This is a genomic window from Streptomyces sp. 184, from assembly GCF_045781775.1.
Taxonomy (GTDB): Bacteria; Actinomycetota; Actinomycetes; order Streptomycetales; family Streptomycetaceae; genus Streptomyces.
The window spans coordinates 5,016,063-5,039,250 of the sequence record NZ_CP123230.1; the positions used below are offsets into that span (position 1 = coordinate 5,016,063).

General features: G+C 74.2%; 25 protein-coding genes. 5 read left to right on the forward strand and 20 right to left on the reverse strand.

Features of this window, described 5'->3' with window-relative positions; all coding sequences use genetic code 11:
* The first annotated feature begins 424 nt into the window (after positions 1-424).
* Both QBL21_RS21085 and QBL21_RS21090 read left to right on the forward strand, forming a co-directional pair.
* A complete protein-coding gene (locus QBL21_RS21085; RefSeq protein ID WP_407563782.1) occupies positions 425-793 on the forward strand; it encodes a hypothetical protein in 369 nt (122 codons plus the stop codon).
* A complete protein-coding gene (locus QBL21_RS21090; protein ID WP_407563783.1) occupies positions 786-1,247 on the forward strand; it encodes a hypothetical protein in 462 nt (153 codons plus the stop codon). Before QBL21_RS21085 ends, QBL21_RS21090 begins: the two co-directional genes overlap by 8 nt.
* On the opposite strand, the gene QBL21_RS21095 is transcribed toward QBL21_RS21090, so the two are convergent.
* From QBL21_RS21095 to QBL21_RS21105, 3 genes are read right to left on the reverse strand one after another with little or no spacing between them, the layout of a single operon-like run.
* A complete protein-coding gene (locus QBL21_RS21095; RefSeq protein WP_407563784.1) occupies positions 1,180-1,704 on the reverse strand; it encodes a GNAT family N-acetyltransferase in 525 nt (174 codons plus the stop codon). The two genes, QBL21_RS21090 and QBL21_RS21095, sit on opposite strands and share 68 nt — an antisense overlap.
* 54 nt (positions 1,705-1,758) lie before the next feature.
* Positions 1,759-2,343 carry a sigma-70 family RNA polymerase sigma factor gene (locus QBL21_RS21100; RefSeq protein WP_407563785.1) on the reverse strand — a complete coding sequence of 195 codons (585 nt, stop codon included), beginning with the start codon at positions 2,341-2,343 and terminating at the stop codon, positions 1,759-1,761.
* Positions 2,344-2,394: 51 nt separating this feature from the next.
* On the reverse strand, positions 2,395-3,564 hold the full coding sequence (locus tag QBL21_RS21105; protein ID WP_407563786.1) for a glycerophosphodiester phosphodiesterase: 1,170 nt from the start codon (positions 3,562-3,564) through the stop codon (positions 2,395-2,397).
* 216 nt (positions 3,565-3,780) lie between these two features.
* Between QBL21_RS21105 and QBL21_RS21110 the strand changes: the two genes are divergently transcribed.
* Complete coding sequence (locus QBL21_RS21110) at positions 3,781-4,452, forward strand: lysophospholipid acyltransferase family protein (protein ID WP_407563787.1); 672 nt, start codon at positions 3,781-3,783, stop codon at positions 4,450-4,452.
* 34 nt (positions 4,453-4,486) lie between these two features.
* Here QBL21_RS21110 and QBL21_RS21115 read toward each other — a convergent pair whose 3' ends face one another.
* The 11 genes from QBL21_RS21115 to QBL21_RS21165 form a co-directional block, all read right to left on the reverse strand.
* Positions 4,487-5,809, reverse strand: coding sequence for a sensor histidine kinase (locus tag QBL21_RS21115; RefSeq protein WP_407563788.1), 1,323 nt, complete (start codon positions 5,807-5,809; stop codon positions 4,487-4,489).
* A complete protein-coding gene (locus QBL21_RS21120) occupies positions 5,806-6,477 on the reverse strand; it encodes a response regulator transcription factor (RefSeq protein ID WP_407563789.1) in 672 nt (223 codons plus the stop codon). The genes QBL21_RS21115 and QBL21_RS21120 overlap by 4 nt, the downstream gene beginning before the upstream one ends.
* A gap of 10 nt (positions 6,478-6,487) precedes the next feature.
* Positions 6,488-7,417 carry a S1C family serine protease gene (locus QBL21_RS21125; protein WP_407563790.1) on the reverse strand — a complete coding sequence of 310 codons (930 nt, stop codon included), beginning with the start codon at positions 7,415-7,417 and terminating at the stop codon, positions 6,488-6,490.
* A gap of 11 nt (positions 7,418-7,428) precedes the next feature.
* Complete coding sequence (locus QBL21_RS21130) at positions 7,429-8,379, reverse strand: VWA domain-containing protein (RefSeq protein ID WP_407563791.1); 951 nt, start codon at positions 8,377-8,379, stop codon at positions 7,429-7,431.
* 226 nt (positions 8,380-8,605) lie between these two features.
* A complete protein-coding gene (locus QBL21_RS21135) occupies positions 8,606-9,565 on the reverse strand; it encodes a DUF58 domain-containing protein (RefSeq protein ID WP_407563792.1) in 960 nt (319 codons plus the stop codon).
* The gene (locus QBL21_RS21140) at positions 9,562-10,629 is read right to left on the reverse strand and encodes an AAA family ATPase (protein WP_407563793.1); all 1,068 of its coding nucleotides are present in this window, start codon (positions 10,627-10,629) and stop codon (positions 9,562-9,564) included. The genes QBL21_RS21135 and QBL21_RS21140 overlap by 4 nt, the downstream gene beginning before the upstream one ends.
* Entirely contained in the window at positions 10,626-10,862 is a 237-nt protein-coding gene (locus QBL21_RS21145) for a hypothetical protein (protein ID WP_407563794.1), read from the reverse strand. Before QBL21_RS21145 ends, QBL21_RS21140 begins: the two co-directional genes overlap by 4 nt.
* A gap of 106 nt (positions 10,863-10,968) precedes the next feature.
* Entirely contained in the window at positions 10,969-11,940 is a 972-nt protein-coding gene (locus QBL21_RS21150) for an aldo/keto reductase (protein WP_407563795.1), read from the reverse strand.
* Between the two features lie 120 nt (positions 11,941-12,060).
* Positions 12,061-13,536, reverse strand: a complete 1,476-nt coding sequence (gene argH, locus QBL21_RS21155) for an argininosuccinate lyase (RefSeq protein WP_407563796.1) — start codon at positions 13,534-13,536, stop codon at positions 12,061-12,063.
* Positions 13,533-14,729, reverse strand: coding sequence for an argininosuccinate synthase (locus QBL21_RS21160; protein WP_407563797.1), 1,197 nt, complete (start codon positions 14,727-14,729; stop codon positions 13,533-13,535). Before QBL21_RS21160 ends, argH begins: the two co-directional genes overlap by 4 nt.
* Positions 14,730-14,877: 148 nt before the next feature.
* Positions 14,878-16,485, reverse strand: a complete 1,608-nt coding sequence (locus tag QBL21_RS21165) for an SLC13 family permease (RefSeq protein ID WP_407563798.1) — start codon at positions 16,483-16,485, stop codon at positions 14,878-14,880.
* An 84-nt stretch (positions 16,486-16,569) separates the two neighbouring features.
* On the opposite strand from QBL21_RS21165, the gene QBL21_RS21170 reads away from it, so the two are divergent.
* Both QBL21_RS21170 and QBL21_RS21175 read left to right on the forward strand, forming a co-directional pair.
* Positions 16,570-17,625: a tartrate dehydrogenase gene (locus tag QBL21_RS21170; RefSeq protein WP_407563799.1), complete on the forward strand. Its 1,056-nt coding sequence runs from the start codon at positions 16,570-16,572 to the stop codon at positions 17,623-17,625.
* Positions 17,626-17,677: 52 nt separating this feature from the next.
* Positions 17,678-18,232, forward strand: a complete 555-nt coding sequence (locus QBL21_RS21175) for a GNAT family N-acetyltransferase (protein ID WP_407563800.1) — start codon at positions 17,678-17,680, stop codon at positions 18,230-18,232.
* Positions 18,233-18,253: 21 nt separating this feature from the next.
* Here QBL21_RS21175 and QBL21_RS21180 read toward each other — a convergent pair whose 3' ends face one another.
* The 6 genes from QBL21_RS21180 to argJ form a co-directional block, all read right to left on the reverse strand.
* On the reverse strand, positions 18,254-18,814 hold the full coding sequence (locus QBL21_RS21180; RefSeq protein ID WP_407563801.1) for a TetR/AcrR family transcriptional regulator: 561 nt from the start codon (positions 18,812-18,814) through the stop codon (positions 18,254-18,256).
* A complete protein-coding gene (locus QBL21_RS21185) occupies positions 18,804-19,127 on the reverse strand; it encodes a DMT family transporter (RefSeq protein ID WP_407563802.1) in 324 nt (107 codons plus the stop codon). The genes QBL21_RS21180 and QBL21_RS21185 overlap by 11 nt, the downstream gene beginning before the upstream one ends.
* Before the next feature lie 133 nt (positions 19,128-19,260).
* On the reverse strand, positions 19,261-19,785 hold the full coding sequence (locus QBL21_RS21190) for an arginine repressor (protein WP_407563803.1): 525 nt from the start codon (positions 19,783-19,785) through the stop codon (positions 19,261-19,263).
* A gap of 23 nt (positions 19,786-19,808) precedes the next feature.
* On the reverse strand, positions 19,809-21,041 hold the full coding sequence (locus tag QBL21_RS21195) for an acetylornithine transaminase (RefSeq protein WP_407563804.1): 1,233 nt from the start codon (positions 21,039-21,041) through the stop codon (positions 19,809-19,811).
* Positions 21,038-21,979: an acetylglutamate kinase gene (gene argB / locus QBL21_RS21200; RefSeq protein WP_407563805.1), complete on the reverse strand. Its 942-nt coding sequence runs from the start codon at positions 21,977-21,979 to the stop codon at positions 21,038-21,040. The genes QBL21_RS21195 and argB overlap by 4 nt, the downstream gene beginning before the upstream one ends.
* Complete coding sequence (gene argJ, locus QBL21_RS21205) at positions 21,976-23,178, reverse strand: bifunctional glutamate N-acetyltransferase/amino-acid acetyltransferase ArgJ (RefSeq protein WP_407563806.1); 1,203 nt, start codon at positions 23,176-23,178, stop codon at positions 21,976-21,978. Before argJ ends, argB begins: the two co-directional genes overlap by 4 nt.
* Positions 23,179-23,188: the final 10 nt, after the last annotated feature.

A 23,188-nucleotide genomic window follows, 5' to 3' on the forward strand; every position in this document is an offset into this window, starting at 1 on the left:
GCCGTGCGTGGCACGGCGGCCGAGCGGCCCGCGGACTCGCTTCGGGGCGCGAGTCTCGTGGCGGGGGCCCTCAGCGGTGCATTCGACACATACGGCGAGCACCGGGCGTCATCTTCTTCGCCTCGGTCGCACAGGTGCGGCTGCTCGTCGTGGTCATACGGGCCAGTAAAACAGATGGCCCGAGCGGGCCGGAACGCATGTCCGTATTGCGGACAGCCGCGGACGGGCCGCTGCCTGCCTCCCCGTACACCGCCGTGACCTGCGTGGATACGGCGCCGGTCGACCGGGCCGGCAGGGCGGCGCGGGGGGTGCGCTGTGGTCAACGCCACGGCCGCGCCCGCCGCGCCGGGCGGGTGGCCGGATGCGTACGGACGGTGCCGGGACCCGGATCGGGGGGCGCGGGACGACGCAGTAAGGTCGAGTCATGTTCCTCCCCTTGACGATCGCGGTCGCGGTGGCCGCGCTCGCTCTCGCGGCCTGGTGCGGGTACGCCGCCGTCAAGGATCAGCCCACGAAGGACTGGCACTTCGCCGGCATGGCCGTGGTGACGGTCCTCGCGCTGGCCCAGGTGGTCGTCGGCCTGGTGCAGCTCGGCCGCGGCGAGGAGGCGGACGAGGGCACGGCGGTGTTCGTCGCCTATCTGCTCGCCGCCGGCCTCGCGGTGCCCGGGACCGGTGTGCTGTCGCTCTCGGAGCGCAGCCGCTGGGGCTCGGCGACCGTGGCCGTCGGGGGTTTCGTCCTGGCCGTGCTCCAGGTGCGGCTGCACGACATCTGGGCGGGCACCGGTGCCTGACCGGCGGCCGGCGGCCGGGGAGCCGCGCGAGCGCGGGGACGTCGGCCTGTCGAGCGGGCCCGGGCGGCTGATCCTCGCGCTGTACGGCGTCTTCGCGGTCGGCGCCACCTCGCGGGCGGTCTACCAGCTCAGCACGCAGTTCGACGAGGCACCGCTCGCGTACGTGCTCTCCGCGCTGGCCGCCGTCGTCTACGTCCTCATCACCGTCGCCCTCGCGCGCGGCGGCGAGACGGCGCGCCGGCTCGCGCTGGTGTGCATCACCGCCGAGCTGGTCGGCGTGCTGGCGATCGGCACGTGGACCGAGGTGCAGCCGTCCGAGTTCCCGGACCAGACCGTGTGGTCCGACTACGGCCGCGGCTACCTCTTCCTGCCCGTGATCCTGCCGGTCATCGGGCTGTGGTGGCTGGGGAAACGGTCTTCGCAGGGGCGCCCTGCGGGGCCTTCTCCAGAGTGACCAGGCTCAGCCGCGGGCTGACCTTCTCCGTGCCCACCGGCTCGTAGCCCAGTCGCCGGTACAGCCGCAGGTTCGCCTCGCTGCGGTGCCCGGTGAAGAGCTGGAACCGCTTGACCGCCTCGCCGCCCTCGGCGAGCCGGACCTCCATGGCGAGCAGCAGCCGGGCGCCGAGGCCGTGGCCCTGCATCCGGGGGTGCACGATGAGCCGGCCGATGACGGCGGTGCCGTTGGCCTCGACCGTGCCGCGGACGGCGCCGACGACCTCGTCGCCCAGGCGCGCGACGACGGCGGCGCCGCGGTCGAACTCCGCACGCAGCTCGTCGAGGGTCTCGGTCAGCGGGGGTATGCGGTAGTCGCCGTACAGCGCGGCCTCGGCCTGGTAACAGAGGTACTGGAGTTTCAGGACTTGCTCGGCGTCGTCGTTCGTCGCCGGCGTAATCGTCACACTCTTGCCCATGCCGCGCCCGCCTCCTTAAGTGCACCCCGGTAGACAGGCCGCAAAACCTGCGGCCTACCGCGTGTTTCCCCGCACTTCACCCGGCGCAACCTCCGCCGTGAGCATTCTGCGCAGCGCGGTCAGGCAATGGCTACGGACTGGGCCCAGGCTTCCCTGTGATATTGCCAACTCGCCCGAGATATCCCGGTACGTGGGATCGGCGCGATCGAGCTGTGCGGCGAGGAGCCCGGCGCAGCGGGCAGGCAGCCGGCGCACCGCGGCGTGCAGGGCGCGGTGCCGCTCGGCGGCGAGCACGACAGCGGCGGGATCGTCCCCGTAGGCACCGGCCTCCTGCGCCTCGTACGCCCCCGGGTCCCCGGTGCCGTACGCCCCCTCCCCCGCCGCGCCGAGCGGCACTTCGCGCCGGGCCCGGCGGCGCGCGGCGCGCACCTCGGCCCGTACCGCGGCGCGCACCCACGCCGCGTCCGCGGGCGCCGGCTGCCCGCCCGCCGCGCCGTGCTCCAGCAGCCGCAGCAGCACGCACTGTTCGACGTCCGCGGCATCGACTCCGGTCGCGTACGACTCGGCCGCCGCCTCCGCCCGCAGCAGCGGGCGCAGCGCGACGGCCGGGCCGTGATCCTCGGGGCGCTCGGTGGACATGCAGGGGGTGACGAGCGGGCGGGGGCCGCCGGTTGCCGGCGGCCCCGCGGCTCACCCCTTCGAGAGGAAGTCGTCCCGGGCGAGCAGCCCGGTGTCGGGGTTGTCGGTGAAGATGCCGTCGATGCCCGTCTCGAAGTAGACCCGGAACGCGCCGAAGGCGTCGCCGTACTGCGCCGCGTCGGTGCCGGTGCGGAAGTCCAGCGGCAGGAAGCTGTTCTCGTTGCGCATCGTGTACGGGTGCAGCACCAGCCCGGCGTCGTGCGCGTCGCCCACGAGCGTGGTGGGCTCCAGCAGCCTGCCGGTGGCGTCCTTGGGGATGATCAGGTCCAGGGTGGGCCCGAGGCCCTTGGCGAAGCCCGCGATCCACGCCAGCCCTTCGGGCTTGACCAGGTCGGCGACGGTGCGCGGGTCGCCCGCCGCGACGAAGTCGTACGGCCGCGAGGACGCCGCGCCGAGCAGCACGACGCCCGGCGAGTCCACGAGCCGGGCGAGCCGCTCGACGCTGGTGGGCTCGAACGACTGGAGGAAGACGGGCGAGTTGCGCCGGTCGCGGCCGTAGCGGCGCAGCAGCCGCGCCAGCGGCTTCTCCAGCTCCAGGCCGATGGAGCGGAAGTAGGTGGGGTGCTTGGTCTCCACGTGCAGCCACACCGCCCGGCCGGTGGCGCGCCGCTGCCGCTCGGCCCACCGGAGCACCTCTTCGAAGGTGGGCACCTCCCAGCGGCCGTCGTAGAGGGTGTTGCGCTGCCGTACGGCCGGGATGCGCTCGGTGGCGCGCAGCGTCTTCAGCTCGGCGAGGGTGAAGTCCTCGGTGAACCAGCCGGTGATCGCCGCGCCGTCGACCGTCTTGGTGGTCCTGCGGTCGGCGAACTCGGGGTGGTCCGCGACGTCGGTGGTGCCGCCGATCTCGTTCTCGTGCCGGCAGACGAGGTGGCCGTCCCGGGTCGGGACGAGGTCCTGCTCGATGACGTCGGCGCCCATGTCGAGGGCGAACTCGTACGCACCGAGGGTGTGCTCCGGCCGGTAGCCGCTGGCCCCGCGGTGCGCGATCACCGCCGGGTTCGGCAGCTTCCCGCCCGGGCCCGGCCCGCCGTGGCCGCCGGAGCCGCCCGCGGCCCGCGCCGTACCCGGCAGGCCCGCCGCGGCCACCGCGCCGCCCAGCGCCGCCGCGCCGAGCACCGCGCGTCTGCCGGGCTTCCACCCCTCCGTACCGCCGTCGCTCATGTCAGCCACCTCTCCGCCGTACCCGCGCCGTGCCGGCGCCTCGACAAAAGACGGCCCGATGTTAGGCCGCACCTGCGGGGGTACGGGAGACTTGCGGCGGCGTGCTCGTTAAATCGGCGGCAACACTGCGTCTCGGCCGGTCGAATCCGGGGTGGGATGCGCCGGGACAGGCGAGTATCGTCGCAAGAGTCACCATCCCGACCGGAGGATCCTTCGTTGTTCCGCATCCTGATCAAGGCGTTCCTCGGCTTGCTCATGCGTGTCCTGTACCGCCCCCGGGTGGAGGGTCACGAGCACATTCCCGGCACGGGCCCGGTCGTCCTCGCCGGCAACCACCTGACGTTCGTCGACTCGATGTTCCTCGGCCTGGTCGTGAAGCGGCCGGTGTTCTTCATCGGCAAGGACGAGTACGTCACGGGCAAGGGCCTCAAGGGCCGCCTGATGGCCTGGTTCTTCACCTCGGTCGGGATGATCCCGGTGGACCGGGACGGCGGTCGCGGCGGCGTCGCGGCGCTGATGACCGGTCGCCGGATCCTGGAGGAGGGCCGGGTCTTCGCCATCTACCCCGAGGGCACCCGCTCCCCCGACGGCCGGCTGTACCGGGCGCGTACCGGTGTGGCGCGGCTGACGCTGATGACCGGCGCGCCGGTGGTGCCGTTCGCGATGGTCGGCACGGAGAAGATCCAGCCGGGCGGCTCGGGCCGGCCGCGGATCGCCCGGTTCACGGTGCGCTTCGCGGCGCCGCTGGACTTCTCCCGCTACGAGGGCATGGACCGCGACCGGTACGTGCTGCGCGCGGTGGCCGACGAGGTCATGAGCGAGGTCATGCGGCTGTCCGGGCAGGAGTACGTCGACGTGTACGCCACGAAGGTGAAGGCGGCGGCCTGAGCCGTACGCGGTACGAACGGCCGCCCCGCGGCGCCTACTTCTCCAGCACCTCCGCCGCCCGGCCGTCCCCCGGCCCCTCGTCGCCCGGTCCTTCGCCCGCCGGCCCTTCGCCTGCCGCGCCGCGCATCTCCGCGGGCAGCTCGTCCGGCGGGCCGCCCGCCGTGCGCGCCCCGGCCGCGGCGCCCACGTCGGGCAGCCACAGCACGAACGTGCTGCCCGCGCCCATCCGCGAGAACAGCCGCGGCTGCCCGCCGTGCGACTCCACGATCTGCCGCACGATCGCCAGCCCCAGCCCCGCGTGCCGGTCCCGGGGGCGGCCCTCCTGGCCGGCCTGGCCGCGCCAGAACCGGTCGAAGACGCGGGCCTGCTCGCCCTCGCCGATGCCGGGGCCCGCGTCCTGCACGGCGATCCACAGCCAGCCCTCCGCGCGTCCGGCGGCCACCGTGATGCGGGTGCCGGCGGGCGCGAGGCGGACCGCGTTGGAGAGCAGGTTGCCGACGGCCCGGCGCAGCGCGTACGGGTCGCCGATCAGCACCAGGCCCTCGTGCAGCCGGCGCCGGATCACCAGCCCCCGCTCCGCGGCCAGCGGCGCGAACTCCTCGCACGCCTCGTCCGCCACCGCCGCCAGGTCCACGTCGGCGTCGGCGAACGCGGCGGCCGACCGCCGGGCGGTGGCGAGCAGGTCCTCCACCAGCCGCGTCATCCGCGTGGTGGCCCGGTCGACCACGGCGACGGCGCGGCCGCGCTCCTCCGGCTCCGACTCCTCGGCCAGGAGCACCGCGTCGAGGTTGGCCCGGATGATGGCCAGCGGGGTGCGCAGCTCGTGCGAGGCGTCGTCGACGAGCTGGCGCTGCGCGGCGAAGGCGCCGTCGAGCCGGTCGAGCATGGAGTCGACGGTGTCGGCGACCATGCGCAGCTCGTCGCGCGGCCCGTCGAGCCGGATCCGGCGGGAGAGGTCGCTGCCCGCCTGGATCTCCTCGGCGGTACGGGCGATGGCGCGTACGGGGCGCAGTGCGCGGCCGGAGAGCACCCAGCCGGTGCCGAGGCTGGCGACGGCCACGCCGCCGAGCACGGCGAAGGAGAAGTTGCGCAGGTTGCCCAGCGTCTCGTAGTTGACGGCGGCCTCGACGTCCTCGGCCTTGACGACGTCGATGTCCCCGACCCGTACGCCGTCCACCCGCTTCTCGGCCTGGAGTTCCTTGCTGACCGGGTGGGCGTCGCCGCTGCGCTGCACCGCCACGTACGCGCCGCCGAGCACGAGCGCGGTCAGGCAGAAGACCAGCGCCGAGTACAGCACGGTGAGCCGGAAGCGGATGGTGTGCACGAACGCCGGAAGCGGCAGCCGGGGCCGCCTCACGGCGCCTCCTCCCGCAGCCGGTAGCCGTGCCGGATGACGGTCTCGATCAGCGGCTCGTCCTGGCCGGTGACCTTGCGGCGCAGCGAGCCGACCGTGACGCGCACAGTGTTGGTGAACGGGTCGGCGTTCTCGTCCCAGACGTGTTCCAGCAGCTCCTCGGTGGAGATGACGCGGCCGGGCCGGGTCATCAGGTAGTGCAGCACCCCGAACTCCTTGGGGGTGAGCCGCAGCGGGCGCGTCCCGCGGTACGCCTCGAACCTGGCGGTGTCCAGCCGCAGTTCGCCGACCTCCACGACGGACGTGCCGCCCTCGTCGCGGCGCAGCAGGGCCCGTATCCGCGCCAGCAGTTCGGGCAGCGCGAACGGCTTGACGAGGTAGTCGTCGGCGCCCGCGTCGAGGCCGCGTACCCGGTCGGCGAGGCGGTCGCGGGCGGTGAGCATCAGGATCCGCGGGCCGCCGGGGGCCGCGCGTATCTCCCGGCAGACGGCGAGGCCGTCGCCGTCGGGCAGGGTGAGGTCGAGCAGCACGAGGTCGTAGTCGTTGACCCCGAGCCTCTCCATCGCGCCGTCCACGTCGGCGGCGGTGTCGACCGCGTACCCGGAGCGCACCAGCCCGACCCGGAGGGCGCCCACCAGGTCCTCTTCGTCCTCGACCACGAGAATCCGCATGGGTGAGAACCTAATCGCCGTCGATGATCGAGTCCGCAGCCCGGACCGCGTCCTCCACGGGCACGGCGAAGCCGATGCCGATCGAGCCGCCGCCGTCCCGGTCCGAGACGTTGGCGGTGTTGATGCCGACGACCCGGCCGCGGGCGTCGACCAGCGGGCCGCCGGAGTTGCCGGGGTTGATGGAGGCGTCGGTCTGCACCGCCGGCTGCTCGGCGCCGCCGCCGAGGGAGACCTCGCGGTCGACGGCGCTGACGATGCCGGAGGTGACGGTGCCGGACAGGCCCAGCGGCGAGCCGATGGCGAGGACGGAGTCGGCGACGGACAGGTCCGCGGCGCGGCCCATCGGCAGCGGGCGCGGGGCGTACGCACCGGCCACCTCCAGCACCGCCACGTCCCGGCCGGTGTTGCGGCCCAGCACCTCGGCGTCCACCCGGCGCCCGCTGTGCAGCACCACGGAGGCGTCGGTGGCGCCGCCGACGACATGGGCGTTGGTGAGGATGCGGCCGCGGTCGTCGAAGACGAAGCCGGAGCCCTGCCGGCCGCCGGCCTGCACCGACACCACGCCGGGCAGCACCCGGGCGGCGACGCTGTCGAGACCGCCCGGGTTCCGCCCGGCGGCGGCCGGTGGGGGTGCGCCGGCCGCCGCCTCCTCACCGCCCCCGGCGCCGCGTATCTCGCCTGCGGCGAAGCCGGCCGCGCCGCCGGCGAGGACTGCGGCGACGACGGCGACGGCCAGGGCGCGGTTCGCCGCACGGCGCGGCGCCGGGGGCGGGGTCGGGGTGGGTGCCGGGGCCGCGGGTCCGGCGTACGGGGACGCCGGCGGTACGGGCCCGCCCGGCGGGGGTCCGCCCGCCGGCCGCGGGAGCGCGGCGCCGGGGCGGTCGGCGGCGGTGAACGCGGGGCCGCGGGGCTCGCCGAGGCCGGTACGGGGGTGGGTCACGGTCGTTCTCCTCACGGTAGGCGCGAGAACCACAGCAGGGACGTGGCCGCGGCCAGCAGCGCGGCGACGAGCGCGCCGGCGACGAACCACTGCCAGATCTCGCGCTCCTCGGTGCGGTAGCCGACGGAGCTGCCGATGTCCTCGTACACGGCCTCCAACTCCTCGCCGGAGGCGGCCTCGTGGAACGCGCCGCCGGTCGCGGTGGCCAGTTCCTCAAGCGCGGGCCCGTCGACCGGCACGGGCACGCTCTGCCCGCTTGCCAGGTCGATGCTGCCGTCCTCGGTGCCGTAGGCGATCGTGGAGACCGGGATCCCGGCCGCGGCGGCCTCCTCGGCGGCGGCGGGCGTGGAGCGGCCGGTGGTGTTCTGCCCGTCGGAGAGCAGGACGACGTGGGCGGGCGGCGGTTCGCGCTCGGCCTGTTCGTCGAGCGTGCGGATCGCCTCGGTGGAGGAGAACACCGCGTCGCCGATCGCCGTGCCCTGCCGGGTGTCCAGCCGGTCCAGCGCGCGGCGCAGGGCCTCGCGGTCGGTGGTCGGCGGCAGCGCGAGGGTGGAGGCGCCGCTGAAGGTGACGAGCCCGACGTTGAACCGCTCGGGCAGTTCGGTCACGAACGCCTGGGCGGCGTCCTGGGCGGCGGTGAACCGCGACGGCCGGACGTCGGTGGCGCGCATCGAGGCGGACACGTCCAGCGCGACCACGATCGTCGCCCGCTCCCGCGGCACCTGGGTCTCTGCGGTGGGCCGGGCGAAGCCGACGACGAGCAGCCCGGCCATGGCGCAGAACGCGGTGGCCGGCACGTGCCGGCGCCAGCCGGGGCGGCGGGGCATGACCTTGTCGAGCAGGTCGACGTTGGTGAACCGCACGGCGTAGCGGCTGCGCCGGGCCTGCATGACGACGTAGGCGACGACGAGGGCGGCGAGCGGCACGAGCAGCGCGAGCCACCCGGGCGAGGCGAGGCTCATGCGCCACCCCCGGGGAACCGGCCGGGGCCGCGGTCGCGGGTACGGAACCGGGGCGGCCGGGTGCAGCCGCGGGGGTACGCACCGGAACGGTGGCGGCCGGCCGGGTGCCGGCCGTCCTCGCGGCGCGGCGGGCGGCGGGGGCGCGGCGCCCGGCCCGTCCGGGACGACGCGGCCCCCGACGCCGCGGCGGCGGCGGATCCGGGCCGGCCGGGAGCCGGACCGCAGGTCATGCCGCACCGCCCGTCCCGCGGCGCTGCGCCGCCGCGAACCGCGCGATGTCGCGCACCCAGTCGCGGTCCGTACGCAGCCGCAGCCGCGCCGCGCCCGCGGCCCGCAGCACCCGGCCGATCGCCTCGCGCTGCTCGGCCGCGGCGGCGGCGTACCGCTCCCGCAGCCGCCGGGAGTACGTGGGGATCTCCCGGCGCCGCCCCGACTCCGGGTCCACGACGGTCAGCAGCCCCACCGCGGGCAGCTCCAGCTCCCGGGGGTCGACGACCTCGACCGCCAGGACCTGGTGCCGCCGGGCCAGGGACCGCAGCGGCTGCTCCCAGCCGGGTTCGAGGAAGTCGGAGACGACGGCGACCAGCCCGCGGCGGCGCTCCGTGCGCTGGAGCGCGGCCACCGCCTCGCCGAGGGTGTGGGTCTGCGGCCCGGCGGGCACGCGAGGGCGTTCCAGCGCGGTGCGCAGCACCCGCATCAGGTGCCGCCGGCCGCCGCGGGCGGGGATGCGCTCGATGCCGTCGGGGCGGACGAGCTGGGCGCCCAGGCGGTTGCCGGCGCGCTCGGTGAGGAAGGCGACGGCCGCGGCGGCGCCGACGGCGAGGTCGCGCTTTTCCATCCGGCCGGTGCCGAAGTCCATGCTGGCGCTGGCGTCGAGGACGATCCAGGTGGTCAGTTCGCGGTCCGCGAGGGTCGTCCGCACGTGCGGCACGGTGGTGCGTGCGGTGGCGTTCCAGTCCATGCGCCGGACGTCGTCCACGCCCGGGGTGTAGTGGCGGCTCTCGTCCGGCTCGGTCCCGGGGCCGGGGACGAGGGCGGTGTGGTCGCCCTGGAGGAGGCCGTCGGGGCGGCGGGTGAAGAGGAGCCGCAGGTGCTGGAGCGCCTGTTCGGGGGTGAGTTCGCCCAGCGACGGCGATCCGGGTACGCCCCGGGGCGTAGCGCGTCCTGGGGTGCCCGGCGCGCTCATGCCGCCCTCCCGGTCTTGCCGAGCCCGTCGAGGTCCTCGGCGGCCTCCTCCGCCTGGAGCGGCGTCACCCGCGGCTGCGGCACGGCGGCCAGCACCTCGTCGACGACCGACCCGGGGGTGACGCCGTCGGCCAGCGCGTCGAAGGACAGCACCAGGCGGTGGGCGACGACCTCGTGCGCGAGCGCCGCGATGTCGGCGGGCAGCACGTAGTCGCGCCCGCGCAGCAGCGCGAGCGCCCGCGCCGCCGCCACCAGGCCGAGCGTGGCCCGTGGGCCCGCGCCGTACGCGAGCCGGCCGCCGGCCGCGGCGTCGCCGTGGGCGGCGAGTTCGCGGGTGGCCAGGACGAGGCGTACCGCGTACTGGGCGAGGGCGTGGTGGACGAACACCTCGTCGGCGCGCCGCTGGAGGGCCGCGAGGGTCTGCGGCGTGAGCACCGGGCGGGCGGCGGGCGGGTCGACGCTCATCCGGTAGAGGATCGCCAGCTCTTCGTCCTCGGTGGGCGCGGTGACGTCGACCTTGAGCAGGAAGCGGTCGCGCTGGGCCTCGGGGAGCTGGTAGACGCCCTCGGACTCGATGGGGTTCTGGGTGGCGAGGACGAGGAACGGCTCGGGCATGGGGATGGTCCGGCCGCCGATGCTGACCTGCCGCTCGGCCATGACTTCGAGCAGCGCGGACTGGACCTTGGCGGGGGCGCGGTTGATCTCGTCGGCGAGGACGAAGTTGGCGGCGACCGGCCCGGGTTCGACGCTGAAGGTCTCGCTGGAGGGCCGGTAGATGCGGGTGCCGGTGATGTCGGACGGCACCAGGTCGGGGGTGAACTGGATGCGGTGGAACGTGCCGCCCGAGACGGTGGCCAGGGTCGCCGCCGCCAGCGTCTTGGCGACGCCGGGCACGCCCTGGAGCAGGCAGTGCCCGCGGGCGAGCACGGCGGTCAGCAGCCGCTCGACCATCCGGTCCTGGCCGACGATCACCCGCTTGACCTCGAAGAGCGCCTGTTCCAGGAGCGCCGCCCAGGGGCCCTGCGCGGCGGCGGGCCCCGGGGCGGCGGGGGTGGTGGTGGTCACAGGTCGCCCGCGTTCTCGGCGGCGCCCGAGGGCGCCTCGGTACCGCCCTTGTCCGGGCAGTCCTTGTGGTCGGCGCCCTGGGCTCCGGTCTGCTCGCCGTCCTCGTTGACGACGAGCCGCACCTCGGGCTTCTCGTCCGTGCGGTCGAGCGCGGCGGACGCGCCCGTGGCCAGGCCGGCCACGGCGAACACGGCGGCACCGGCGACCGAGAGCCTGCGTATACGACGGGACATCGGGGTCTCCTCCGTCAGACGACTGCGTTACCGCATGTCATCACCGGGAGGCGAAAATCCCCTTAAAGCCGCCGCGCGCCGGATTCGGCGGGCGGCTGCCGCACGGCTACGACCAGGGGGTCTCGGCCCGCCGCCGCCAGTAGTCGGCGGCGGGCTCGGCGAGCGCGGCGAGCCGGTCGCACTGCTCGGGGCCGAGGTCGACGGCGGCGGCGTCGAGGTTGGAGTGCAGTTGGGCGGCGGTGGCGGCGCCGGAGAGCACGACGCCGGCCCACGGCAGCCGGAGCACGGCGGCGAGCGCGACGGCGTCGGGCTCCGCGCCGGTCTCGGCGGCGACGGCGCGCAGTTCTGCGGGGGCGTCCTCGCCGGCCAGCCGGCCGTTCGCCAGGCCCTCCTTGACGATCACGGTCAGCCCGGCGTCGTGCGCCTCGGCCAGCGCCTCGCCGACGGCCGGCTCCAGCACGTTGTACGTGGCCTGCACGGTGTGGAACAGCCGCTCGCCGTCGACGGCGACGTCCAGCGCGGCGCGTACCGCCGCGGCCTGCTCCGGGCCGCTGGTGGAGAACCCGACGGTGACGCCGGCCGCGGCGAGCGCCGCGAGGCGCGCGTGCAGGGCGGTGTCGGTCAGCGCCGGGCTGTCGGGGGTCAGCGAGTGGATCTGGTAGAGGTCGAGGCGGTCGCCGAGGAGCTTCGCGGACTCCTCGCGCTGGCGGTCGAAGGCGTCGGCGCCGTGGTCCTTGACCTCGTGCACCTCGGCGTCCGCGCGCCAGTCACCGACGTACGCGTAGCCCCACTTGCTGCCGACGACGGCGTCCCGGGCGTCGGGGCGCCGGCGCAGCCAGTCGGCGAGGAACTCCTCGGCGCGGCCGTAGGAGCGGGCGGCGTCGAAGTACCGCACGCCCTGGGCGTAGGCGGCGTCCAGCAGCTCGTGGGTGCGGGTGCGCATGTCCTCGACGCCGCGCCCCGGCGGGAGGTCCGCGGCGCGGCCGGTGGTGAGGTAGGCGGGGCGGCCCACGGCGGCGAGGCCGAAGCCGATGTGGGCGGCGGGCGTCGTCACTGCGGCCAGTCGGTCGAACGCCATCGCGGGCTCCTACGTCCTCGGGGCGGCTGTCAGGCCAGTCCACCGTAGAAGACGAGCCCCGCCCCGGTCTGCGCCCGACACGGGTTTCCGCCTCGCCGTCCCGCCGCCTCGCCCTCCCGGCTACGCCGCGGGGCCGGCCGGACGCGCCGCCTCGGCCCACCGCAACTGCGCCGCCACGTCCTGCCTGACCTCGGCGAGCTGCACCGCCACCGCCGCGGGCGCGGTGCCGCCGCGGGCGTCGCGGGCGGCGAGCGCGCCGGGGACGGTGAGCACGGTGCGCACCTCGGGTGTCAGATGCGGGGAGACCTTCGCGAACTGCTCGTCCGTGAGCTGGTCCAGCTCGATGCCCTCGGCCTCGCAGACCTTGACGCACTCCCCCGCGCTCTCGTGCGCGACGCGGAACGGCACGCCCTGCTTGACCAGCCACTCGGCGATGTCGGTGGCCAGCGAGAAGCCGGCCGGGGCCAGCTCCTCCAGCCGCTCGCGGTTGACCGTGAGCGTGGCCATCATGCCGGTGAACGCGGGCAGCAGGACCTCCAGGGTGTCGACCGAGTCGAAGACCGGCTCCTTGTCCTCCTGGAGATCGCGGTTGTACGCGAGCGGGAGGGCCTTCAGCGTCGCCATCAGCCCGGTGAGGTTGCCGATCAGCCGGCCCGACTTGCCGCGCGCCAGCTCGGCGATGTCCGGGTTCTTCTTCTGCGGCATGATCGAGCTGCCGGTCGAGAAGGAGTCGTGCAGGGTGACGAAGGAGAACTCCTTCGTGGCCCACAGGATGACCTCCTCGGCGATCCGCGAGATATCGACGCCGATCATCGCGGTGACGAAGGCGAACTCCGCGGCGAAGTCCCGCGCCGCCGTCCCGTCGATGGAGTTGCCCGACGAGCCGCGCTCGAAGCCCAGCTCCGCGGCGACGGCCTCGGGGTCGAGGCCCAGCGAGGAGCCGGCCAGCGCACCGGACCCGTACGGCGAGACGGCCGTGCGCTCGTCCCACTGGCGCAGCCGCTCGGCGTCCCGGGAGAGCGCCTGGGCGTGCGCGAGCACGTGGTGGGCGAAGAGGACGGGCTGCGCGTGCTGGAGGTGGGTGCGGCCCGGCATGGCGACGTCCGGGTGCGCCTCGGCGAGGCCGACGAGGGCCTGCTGTAGCTCGGCGAGAAGGCCGCCGAGGGTGCGGGCGTGGTCGCGCAGGTACATCCGGAAGAGGGTGGCGACCTGGTCGTTGCGGGACCGGCCGGCGCGCAGCTTGCCGCCCAGCTCCGGGCCGAGCCGCTCCAGCAGGCCGCGTTCGAGCGCGGTGTGCACGTCCTCGTCGGCGACGGTGGCGGTGAAGACGCCGGTCTCGACGTCCGTCTCCAGGTGGTCGAGACCGGCGAGCATCCGCGCCAGCTCGTCCTCGGTCAGCAGCCCGGCCCGGGCCAGCACCCGCGCGTGGGCGCGGGAGCCGGCGATGTCGTACGGGGCGAGCCGCATGTCGAAGTGGACGGACGCGGAGAGCCGCTCCAGCGCCGCCGCGGGGCCGTCGGCGAACCGGCCGCCCCAGAGCTTCACGTCCTGCCGCGGCGGGTCCTGCGGGTCCGTGCCCGGTGCGCCGTCGCTCACCGGGCCAGGTCCCGGCCCGCCGCGATCTTCGAGGACAGGCCGAAGATCTCGATGAAGCCCTTGGACATCGACTGGTCGAAGGTGTCGCCGGAGTCGTACGTCGCCAGGTTGAAGTCGTAGAGCGAGGCGGGCGAGCGCCGGCCGGTGACGACGGCCCTGCCGCCGTGCAGCGTCATCCGGATCTCGCCGGTGACGTGCTCGTTCGCCTCCTGGATGAAGCCGTCCAGGGCCCGCTTGAGCGGCGAGAACCACAGGCCGTCGTAGACCAGCTCGCCCCAGCGCTGCTCGACCTGCCGCTTGTAGCGCGCCAGCTCCCGCTCGACGGTGACGTTCTCCAGCTCCTGGTGCGCGGTGATCAGCGCGATGGCGCCGGGCGCCTCGTAGACCTCGCGGGACTTGATGCCCACCAGCCGGTCCTCGACCATGTCGATCCGGCCCACGCCCTGGGCGCCGGCCCGCTCGTTGAGCTGCTGGATGGCCTGGAGCACGGTGACGGGGCGGCCGTCGAGCGCCACGGGCACGCCGCGCTCGAAGGTGACGACGACCTCGTCGGCCTCCCGGGCCGCGGCCGGGTTCTGGGTGTACTCGTAGACGTCCTCGATCGGGGCGTTCCAGATGTCCTCCAGGAAGCCGGTCTCGACGGCCCGGCCGAAGACGTTCTGGTCGATGGAGTACGGCGACTTCTTGGTGGTGGCGATGGGCAGGCCCTTGTCCTCGCAGAAGGCGATGGCCTTGTCCCGGGTCATGGCGTAGTCCCGGACGGGGGCGATGCACGTGAGGCCCGGGGCGAGGGAGGAGATGCCGGCCTCGAAGCGGACCTGGTCGTTGCCCTTGCCGGTGCAGCCGTGGGCGACGGTGCCGGCGCCGTGCTTCGCGGCGGCGGCGACGAGGTGCTTGACGATGGTGGGCCGGGAGAGGGCGGAGACCAGCGGGTAGCGGTCCATGTAGAGGGCGTTGGCCTTGATCGCCGGGAGGCAGTACTCGTCGGCGAACTCGTCCCGGGCGTCGGCGACCTCGGCCTCCACGGCGCCGCAGGCCAGCGCGCGCTTGCGGATCACGTCGAGGTCCTCGCCGCCCTGGCCGACGTCCACGGCAACGGCGATGACCTCGGCACCCGTCTCCTCGGCGATCCAGCCGATGGCGACGGAGGTGTCCAGGCCGCCCGAGTAGGCGAGTACGACGCGCTCGGTCACGGGAGTCTCCTTAGGATGCATACGCTGACCGGAATAAGTATGCAGCACTCCGTATGGTTCGTCAAAACACCCCGCGCAGGGCGGGTCGCCCGGCCGGAGCGGCACGCCTCCGGCCGGGCGCCACGGGCCCGGGGGCCCCGCTGGCCGGCTAGCCGATGCCGGTGACCTCGACCATCAGCGGCAGCCCCAGGATGACCAGGATCACGCCGAAGAAGTCGAAGCCCGCGCCGGAGCGGATCATCGTGGTGATCGGCACCACGCCGGAGCCGTAGGCGATGGCGTTCTGCGGCGTCGAGACCGGCAGCATGAAGCCGAAGGACGCGGCGAAGGTCGCGGCCAGCGCCGGGACGAACGGATCGACCTCCGCGGCCATCGCGATCGGGATGATGATGGGCACCACCACCGCCGCCGAGGCCGTGTTGCTGGTCGTCTCCGAGACGATCACCGCCAGTACCGCCGCGAAGATCGTGATGGTGAAGACGCTGGAGAAGCCGAGCAGGTCGTTGGACTCCTTGCCGATGGTCTCGGCCAGGCCGGTCTCGGCGAGCAGCGAGCCGAAGATGATGCCGGTGCCGAAGAGCAGGATCGTGCCCCAGTCGATACGGGCCGCGTCGCTCCAGTTGAGCGTGGCCTCGCGGCGCGCCCAGTTCGTCGGCAGGATGAACAGCAGCGCGGCGCCGAGGACGGCGACGATGCCCTCGTCGAGCCGGTCGCTGACGGTGGTGTACGCGGAGGCGTCCGTGCCGACGGCGAGGGCGACGATGCCCGGGGTGATCCACAGCGCCACGGTGATGCCGAAGGCGATCAGCGTGTTCCACTCCGCCCGCGAGAACGTGCCCAGCGCGGCGCGCTGTTCGCGTACGTACTCCTCCACGCCCTCGATCCGCCGGATCTCCGGCTTGTTGAGCAGCAGCAGGACGACGACGAGGACGACGAACATGCAGGCGCACAGCGGCAGCGCGGTGGCCGTCCACTCGGCGAAGGAGATCTTCTCGCCGGTGGCCTCCTCGATCAGGCCGCGGCCGATGAGGTTCGGCGGGGAGCCGACCGGGGTGAGCAGGCCGCCGACGCTGGCGCCGTACGCGAGCATGAGCACGAGCGCGGCGCCGATGCGCAGCCGCGTGGGGTCGAAGTCCTGCTCCACCAGACCGCGGTCCTGGAGCATCTTGGCGATGACGGTGAGGATGCCCAGCGCGGTGGGCAGCAGCATGGCCACGGTCGCGGTGTTGGAGACGAACGCCGACAGCAGACAGGTGATCACGCCGAAGGCGGCGATCAGCCGGAACGTCGAGCGGCCCACCCCCGGCAGGCCCAGGATCCAGAAGGCGAACCGGCGGGCCACGCCGTGCTTGAGCATGGCCTGGGCCAGGATGAACGCGCCGATGAAGGTGAAGATCGTGGAGGAGCCGAAGGGGGCGAGCGCGTCGTCCGGCGGCACCACGCCGAGGACGACGATCGCGCCGACGCCGATGAGCCCGCCCACCGGGATCGGCACGGGTTCGGTCACCCACAGCACGATGACGCCGAGCAGGATGCCGGCCAGCGTCTGCTGGCTGGCCGCCATGTCCAGCGGGAGCGCGAGGAAGATCACCGAAACCAGCGGGGCCAGCCAGAACCCGGTGGTCCGCCGGCCCCGTTCGAACTTCTCTTCCTGTGGCGAGAGCCTCTGCTCGCCGAGACTGCGGTAGGTCGCATGGCCGAGCAGTGCCTGCTCGACGTCGGTCTTGGCACCTGGCGTCGTGGCGTCGGACTTCATCGTCCCCTCCGGATAACCGTGTGCTGGCTTACATTCAGGACTGCTCCGTAAGGTGGGGCACAACTCGGCTGAGGGGAAGGGGTCATGTCAACACATCGGATCGCGGTCATCCCCGGAGACGGCATCGGGCAGGAGGTCACGCCCGCCGCGCTCCAGGTCCTGGACGCCGTCGGGCGGCGGCACGGCGTGGAGTTCGCGTACACGCACCTCGACTGGTCCTGCGCCCGCTACGAGCGCGAGGGCGCGATGATGCCGGAGGACGGCATCGAGCGGCTGCGCGCGTACGACGCGGTGTTCCTCGGTGCCGTCGGGGCGCCCGGCGTACCGGACCACGTCTCGCTGTGGGGGCTGCTGATCCCCATCCGCCGGGCCTTCCGGCAGTACGTGAACCTCCGGCCCGTCCGGGTCTTCGAGGGCATGGAGAGCCCGCTGCGCGGCGCCGGTCCCGGCGACGTCGACCTGGTCGTGGTGCGCGAGAACACCGAGGGCGAGTACAGCGAGATCGGCGGGCGGCTGCACCGCGGCTTCCCCGAGGAGATGGCCGTGCAGGAGGCGGTCTTCACCCGCGCCGGCGTCACCCGCGTCCTCGACTACGCCTTCGGCCTCGCCGGCCGCCGCACGGGCCGGCTCACCTCGGCGACCAAGTCCAACGGCATCGTGCACACCATGCCGTTCTGGGACGAGCTGGTGCGTGAGCGGGCCGCCGAGCACCCGGAGGTGACGTGGGACCAGGAGCACATCGACGCGCTGTGCGCCAAGGTGGTCCTCGACCCCGGGCGCTTCGACGTGATCGTCGCCTCCAACCTCTTCGGCGACATCCTCAGCGACCTGACCGCCGCCGTCGCCGGCTCCATCGGCATCGCGCCGTCGGCGAACCTCAACCCCGAGGGCACGTACCCCTCGATGTTCGAGCCTGTGCACGGCTCCGCGCCGGACATCGCGGGCCGCGGGATCGCCGATCCGATCGGCGCCATCTGGTCGGCGGCGCTGATGCTCGACCACCTCGGCCACGAGCGGGCCGGCGCCGAGGTCGTCGACGCCATCGCCGCGACGCTCGCCGGCACCGACGTCCGCACCCCGGACCTGGGGGGCAGCGCGAGCACCGAGGAGTTCACCCGTACGGTGATCACACGGCTGTGACGACGCGCGGCAAGCGGACGCGTGGGGGCCGCGGGAGAAGAGGGATGCACCGATGCTGAGCACACCCCTGGGCGAGGGCGCGGAACTGACCACCCTGGAGCCGTGGCAGGCCGCGGAACTGGTCGCGTTCACCGACCGGAACCGGGCGCATCTGGAGCCGTGGCTGCCCTGGGCGCACGCCGTCACCGACGAGGCGGGCGCCCGCCGCTTCCTCCAGGCGTACGCCGACAAGCAGGCCCGCGACGCCGGCCGGATGTTCGCCATCCGGCTGGACGGCGAGCTGGTCGGCGGCATGATCTACCGGCTGTTCAACACCGAGGAGGGCTCCTGCGAGCTGGGCGCCTGGCTGGCGCCGGAGGCGCAGGGCCGCGGGCTGGTCACCGAGGCGTCCCGCCGGATGATCGGGTGGGCGGTGGACGTCCGCGGCATGTCCCGCGTGGAGTGGCTGGTCGACCCGGCGAACAAGGCGAGCATCGCGGTCGCCAGGCGCCTGGGCATGAGCCACGAGGGCACGCTGCGCAGCCTGTTCGAGATGGCCGGCAGGCGGCGCGACCTGGAGGTCTGGGCGCTGCTGGGCAGCGAGTGGCGGGAGGCGCAGGGCGGTTGAGCCGGCCCGCGCCCCCCGGCGTCAGCCGCTGCGCAGGACGTGGTCGACGACCCGCTGGATCTCGGCGGCGGTCAGCGGCTCGTCGCGCAGCAGCGACTGGAAGCTGAGCCCGTCGAGCGCGGCGCAGAACGCGGCGACCGCGACCGGGTCGCCGGTGAACCGGCCGGCGATGTCCGCCAGCAGCGTGTGCCAGCGGCCCAGGACGGGGCGCAGCTCGGGGCGGCGGGCGGCGTAGAGGTACAGGTCGAACTCCGCCGCGCAGCGCGCGCCGTGCTCGTCCAGGTACGCCGCCAGGTGCCGCCCCAGGTCGGCGGTGTCGTACGACTCGGGCAGCGCGGCGGTCAGGGCGCTCGCGTAGGCGTCGATGCTGTCGCGCAGCGCCGCGGCCAGCAGGTCGGCGACGGCCGGGAAGTGGTACGTGGCCACCGACTTGGGCACGCCGGCCTCGGCGGCGACGGCCCGGTGCGTCACGGCGGCGACGCCGCCGCGGCCGATGACGCTGACCGTGGCCGCCAGCAGCAGGCGCCGCCGCTCCTGCCCGCGCTGGAGGCGCCCGTCGGCGGCGCCGGGCTCAGTGCGCACCGCCCGCCTCCAGCGCCACCACACCGGCCGCGACCAGCACCAGCCCGCCGATCTGGACCCCCGTCAGCCCGTCGCCGAGGAACGCCGCCCCGATCAGCGCCACCAGCGCGACGCCGGCGGCGGCCCAGATGCCGTACGCGATCCCGATGGACATGCCGCGCTTGAGCACCAGGCTCAGCAGCGTGAACGCCGTCAGGTAGCCGACGACCACCACGACCGACGGGAGGATCTTCGAGAAGCCCTCCGAGAGCCGCAGCGAGATCGTCGCCGTCACCTCGCTGAGGATGGCACCGATCAGCAGCACATAGGTCATCTTCCGCCCCTCCGCCTCTGCCGACACCCCAGCCGGCACTCTGCCCGAAACAAGCTGGACATCTGTCCAGGTTTTCGAGTGTACGGCACCGCCCCCGCGGTGCGCGGAGGCGGTGGCGTACGGACCGGCGCGGTCAGCGCTCGCGGTCGGCGAGCTTGAGCAGGTGGTCGGCGAGCGACTGGCCGCCGGCCGGGTCGCGGCTGATGACCATCAGGGTGTCGTCGCCCGCGATCGTGCCGAGGATCGCGGTCAGCTCCGCCGCGTCGATCGCGGAGGCGAGGAACTGGGCGGCGCCGGGCGGGGTGCGCAGCACGACGATGTTCGCCGACGCCTCGGCGGAGATGAGCAGTTCCCCGGCGAGCCGGGCCATCCGCTCCTCCTTCGCCGACTCGCCCAGCGGCACCTGCGGGGTGCGGAAGCCGCCCTCGGAGGGGACGGCGTAGATCAGCTCGCCGCCGGTGTTGCGGATCTTGACCGCCCCCAGTTCGTCGAGGTCGCGGGAGAGCGTCGCCTGCGTCACCGTCAGGCCGTCGTCGGCGAGGAGCTTGGCGAGCTGGCTCTGCGAGCGGACCGGCTGCCGGTTCAGGATGTCGACGATCCTGCGGTGGCGTGCCGTGCGCGTGTGCGGCACGGCGGGACCGTTGTGCTCCTCGGACATCGTCACCTTCCGGCTCGTCGGGGCTAGGCGGCGGGACCCGCCGCGTCGAGCACGGCGGGCAGCGCGGCCAGCAGGGCGTCCGCCTCCGCCTCGCCGAGGATCAGCGGCGGGGCGAGCCGGATCACGTCCGGTGCCACCGCGTTGACCAGGAATCCCGCTGCCTGGGCCGCCTGTTGCACCTGGGGCGCGACGGCCTCGGTGAGCACCATACCGAGCAGCAGCCCCGCGCCTCGCACATGGTCGACAAGCGGGTGCCCGAGTCGGCCGATTCCGTCCCTCAGCCGCTCCCCCACGCGCTTGACCCGCTCCAGCAGCCCTTCGGCCTCGATCACGTCCAGGACCGCGAGCGCGGCGGCGCAGGCGACCGGGTTGCCGCCGAAGGTGGAGCCGTGCCGGCCGGGGGTGAGCAGGCCGGCGGCCGGGCCGAAGGCCAGCGTGGCGCCGATCGGCAGACCGGCGCCAAGGCCCTTGGCGAGGGTGACGACGTCCGCCTCCACCCCCTGCGCCTGCGCGGCGAACCAGTGGCCCGTACGCCCGATGCCCGTCTGTACCTCGTCCAGCACGAGCAGCGCCCCGGCCGCCCGGGTGATCTCGCGGGCGGCGGCGAGGTAGCCCTCCGGCGGTACGACGACGCCGTTCTCGCCCTGCACCGGCTCGACGATCACGAGCGCGGTCTCCTCGGTCACGGCGGCGCGCAGCGCGTCCGCGTCCCCGTACGGTACGTGCGTGACCTCGCCCGGCAGCGGGCCGAAACCTTCCTGCTTGCCGGGCTGCCCGGTCAGCGCCAGCGCGCCCATGGTGCGGCCGTGGAAGCCGCCCGCGGTGGCCACCATGTGCGGACGGCCGGTCAGCCGGCCGATCTTGAACGCGGCCTCCACCGCCTCCGCGCCGGAGTTGGCGAAGTACACCCGGCCGGGCCGGCCGGCGAGTTCGAGCAGCCGCTCGGCGAGCGCCACCGGCGGCTCGGCGACGAACAGGTTGGAGACGTGCCCGAGGGTGGCGATCTGCTTCGAGACGGCCTCGACGACCGCGGGGTGCGCGGTGCCGAGCGAGGTGACGGCGATGCCGCCGACGAAGTCCAGGTACTCGTTGCCGTCCGCGTCCCACATCTTCGCGCCCGCACCGCGGACCAGGGGCAGGCGGGGGGTGCCGTAGTTGTCCATCAGCGCGCCCTGCCAGCGCCCGGTCAGCTCCGCGTTGCCGCCCATGGCGCCGCTCGTGCCGCCGCTCGTGTCGCTGCCCGTCTCGCCGCTCATGTCGCAGACCCTTCCGCGTCCGGCACGACCATCGTGCCGATGCCCTCGTCCGTGAAGATCTCCAGCAGGATGGAGTGCGGCACCCGGCCGTCGATGACCCGCGCGGTGTGCACCCCGTGGCGCACCGCGTGCAGGCAGCCCTCCATCTTCGGGACCATGCCGCTGGCCAGGTCGGGCAGCAGCCGCTCCAGTTGGCCGGCGGTGAGCCGGCTGATGACCTCGTCGCTGTCCGGCCAGTTCTCGTACAGGCCCTCGACGTCGGTGAGGACCATCAGGGTCTCCGCGCCGAGCGCCGCGGCCAGCGCGGCGGCGGCGGTGTCGGCGTTGACGTTGAAGACCTCGCCCGCGGCGTCGCTCGCGTCGGCGGAGCGGGCGACGGAGGAGACGACCGGGATCCGGCCGTCGGCGAGCAGCGCCCGGATCGCGCCGGTGTCGATGTCGGTGACCTCGCCGACGCGGCCGATGTCGACCGGCTCGCCGTCGACCACCGGGCGGTGCCGCGTGGCGGTGATGGTGTGCGCGTCCTCGCCGGTCAGGCCGACGGCGAAGGGCCCGTGCTCGTTGAGCAGCCCGACCAGCTCGCGCTGCACCTGCCCGGCGAGCACCATCCGCACGACGTCCATCGCCTCCGGCGTCGTCACCCGCAGCCCGGCGCGGAACTCGCTGGTCAGACCGTGCCGGTCGAGCTGTGCGCTGATCTGCGGGCCGCCGCCGTGGACGACGACGGGCTTGAGCCCGGCGTGCCGGAGGAAGACGACGTCCTGCGCGAAGGCGCGCTTCAGGTCGTCGTCGACCATGGCGTTGCCGCCGAACTTGACCACCACGACCTTGCCGTGGTGGCGGGTCAGCCAGGGCAGCGCCTCGATGAGGGTGCGCGCCTTGGGCAGCGCGGTGTGCTTGCGGGTGGGGGTGGCCTGGGCCGCGGAGGTCGTCGTCATGAGCTGTACGCGCTGTTCTCGTGGACGTAGTCGGCGGTCAGGTCGTTGGTCCAGATCACCGCTTCGGCGCCGCCGGCCGCCAGGTCCGCCACGATGTGGACCTCGCGGTAGCGCATGTCGACCAGGTCGCGGTCCTCGCCGAACGAGCCGTTCTTGCACACCCACACGCCGTTGATCGCGACGTTCAGCCGGTCCGGCTCGAAGGCGGCGGACGTGGTGCCGATCGCGGCCAGCACGCGGCCCCAGTTGGGGTCCTCGCCGTGGATGGCGCACTTGAGCAGGTTGTTGCGGGCGATGGAGCGGCCGACCTCCACGGCGTCGTCCTCGGTGGCGGCGCCCACGACCTCGACCTTGATCTCCTTGCTCGCGCCCTCGGCGTCGGCGATGAGCTGCCGCCCGAGGCTGTCGCAGACGGCCCGTACCGCCTCGGCGAACTCGTCCTGGCCGGGGCGGGCCCCGCTCGCGCCGGAGGCCAGCAGGAGCACGGTGTCGTTGGTGGACATGGCGCCGTCGGAGTCGACGCGGTCGAAGGTCGTACGGGTCGCGGCGCGCAGCGCGGCGTCCAGCCCGGCGGCGGGCACGTCGGCGTCGGTGGTGAGGACGACGAGCATGGTGGCCAGCCCCGGCGCGAGCATGCCCGCGCCCTTGGCCATGCCGCCGACGGTCCAGGACGCGCCACCGTCCGCGCCGCCCGGGCCGGTCCCGCCGGCCGGACCGGCCGCGCCTGCGGTGACGACCGCGGTCTTGTGCACGGTGTCCGTGGTCTTGATGGCGATGGCGGCCTTCTCGCCGCCGTGCGCGGACAGCTCGGCCGCGGCCTTTGCGACACCGGGCAGCAGCTTGTCCATCGGCAGCAGCGTGCCGATCAGCCCGGTGGAGGCCACGGCGACCTCCGCGGCGCTGTGCCCGAGCACCTCGGCGACGCGCTCGGCGGTGGCGTGGGTGTCCTGGAAGCCGCGGGGGCCCGTGCAGGCGTTGGCGCCGCCGGAGTTGAGGACGACCGCGGACACCTCGCCGCCCTTGACCACCTGCTCGGACCAGACAACCGGGGCGGCCTTGACGCGGTTGGCGGTGAAGACGCCGGCGGCGGCGCGGCGCGGCCCCTCGTTGACCACGAGGGCCAGGTCCGGGTTGCCGTTCTCCTTGATCCCGGCGGCGATGCCCGCCGCCGTGAACCCTTTCGCTGCCGTGACGCTCACTGTGTCTCCT

Bases quoted from the DNA above. Each gene is read 5' to 3' on its own strand.
- QBL21_RS21135 (WP_407563792.1), bottom strand. From the start codon at position 9,565: ATGAGCGCGCCGGGCACCCCAGGACGCGCTACGCCCCGGGGCGTACCC.
- QBL21_RS21195 (WP_407563804.1), bottom strand. From the start codon at position 21,041: ATGAGCGGCGAGACGGGCAGCGACACGAGCGGCGGCACGAGCGGCGCC.
- QBL21_RS21085 (WP_407563782.1), top strand. From the start codon at position 425: ATGTTCCTCCCCTTGACGATCGCGGTCGCGGTGGCCGCGCTCGCTCTC.
- QBL21_RS21120 (WP_407563789.1), bottom strand. From the start codon at position 6,477: ATGCGGATTCTCGTGGTCGAGGACGAAGAGGACCTGGTGGGCGCCCTC.
- QBL21_RS21150 (WP_407563795.1), bottom strand. From the start codon at position 11,940: ATGGCGTTCGACCGACTGGCCGCAGTGACGACGCCCGCCGCCCACATC.
- QBL21_RS21105 (WP_407563786.1), bottom strand. From the start codon at position 3,564: ATGAGCGACGGCGGTACGGAGGGGTGGAAGCCCGGCAGACGCGCGGTG.
- QBL21_RS21170 (WP_407563799.1), top strand. From the start codon at position 16,570: ATGTCAACACATCGGATCGCGGTCATCCCCGGAGACGGCATCGGGCAG.
- QBL21_RS21185 (WP_407563802.1), bottom strand. From the start codon at position 19,127: ATGACCTATGTGCTGCTGATCGGTGCCATCCTCAGCGAGGTGACGGCG.
- QBL21_RS21175 (WP_407563800.1), top strand. From the start codon at position 17,678: ATGCTGAGCACACCCCTGGGCGAGGGCGCGGAACTGACCACCCTGGAG.
- QBL21_RS21095 (WP_407563784.1), bottom strand. From the start codon at position 1,704: ATGGGCAAGAGTGTGACGATTACGCCGGCGACGAACGACGACGCCGAG.
- QBL21_RS21100 (WP_407563785.1), bottom strand. From the start codon at position 2,343: ATGTCCACCGAGCGCCCCGAGGATCACGGCCCGGCCGTCGCGCTGCGC.
- QBL21_RS21130 (WP_407563791.1), bottom strand. From the start codon at position 8,379: ATGAGCCTCGCCTCGCCCGGGTGGCTCGCGCTGCTCGTGCCGCTCGCC.
- QBL21_RS21165 (WP_407563798.1), bottom strand. From the start codon at position 16,485: ATGAAGTCCGACGCCACGACGCCAGGTGCCAAGACCGACGTCGAGCAG.
- argB (WP_407563805.1), bottom strand. From the start codon at position 21,979: ATGACGACGACCTCCGCGGCCCAGGCCACCCCCACCCGCAAGCACACC.
- QBL21_RS21145 (WP_407563794.1), bottom strand. From the start codon at position 10,862: ATGTCCCGTCGTATACGCAGGCTCTCGGTCGCCGGTGCCGCCGTGTTC.
- QBL21_RS21190 (WP_407563803.1), bottom strand. From the start codon at position 19,785: ATGTCCGAGGAGCACAACGGTCCCGCCGTGCCGCACACGCGCACGGCA.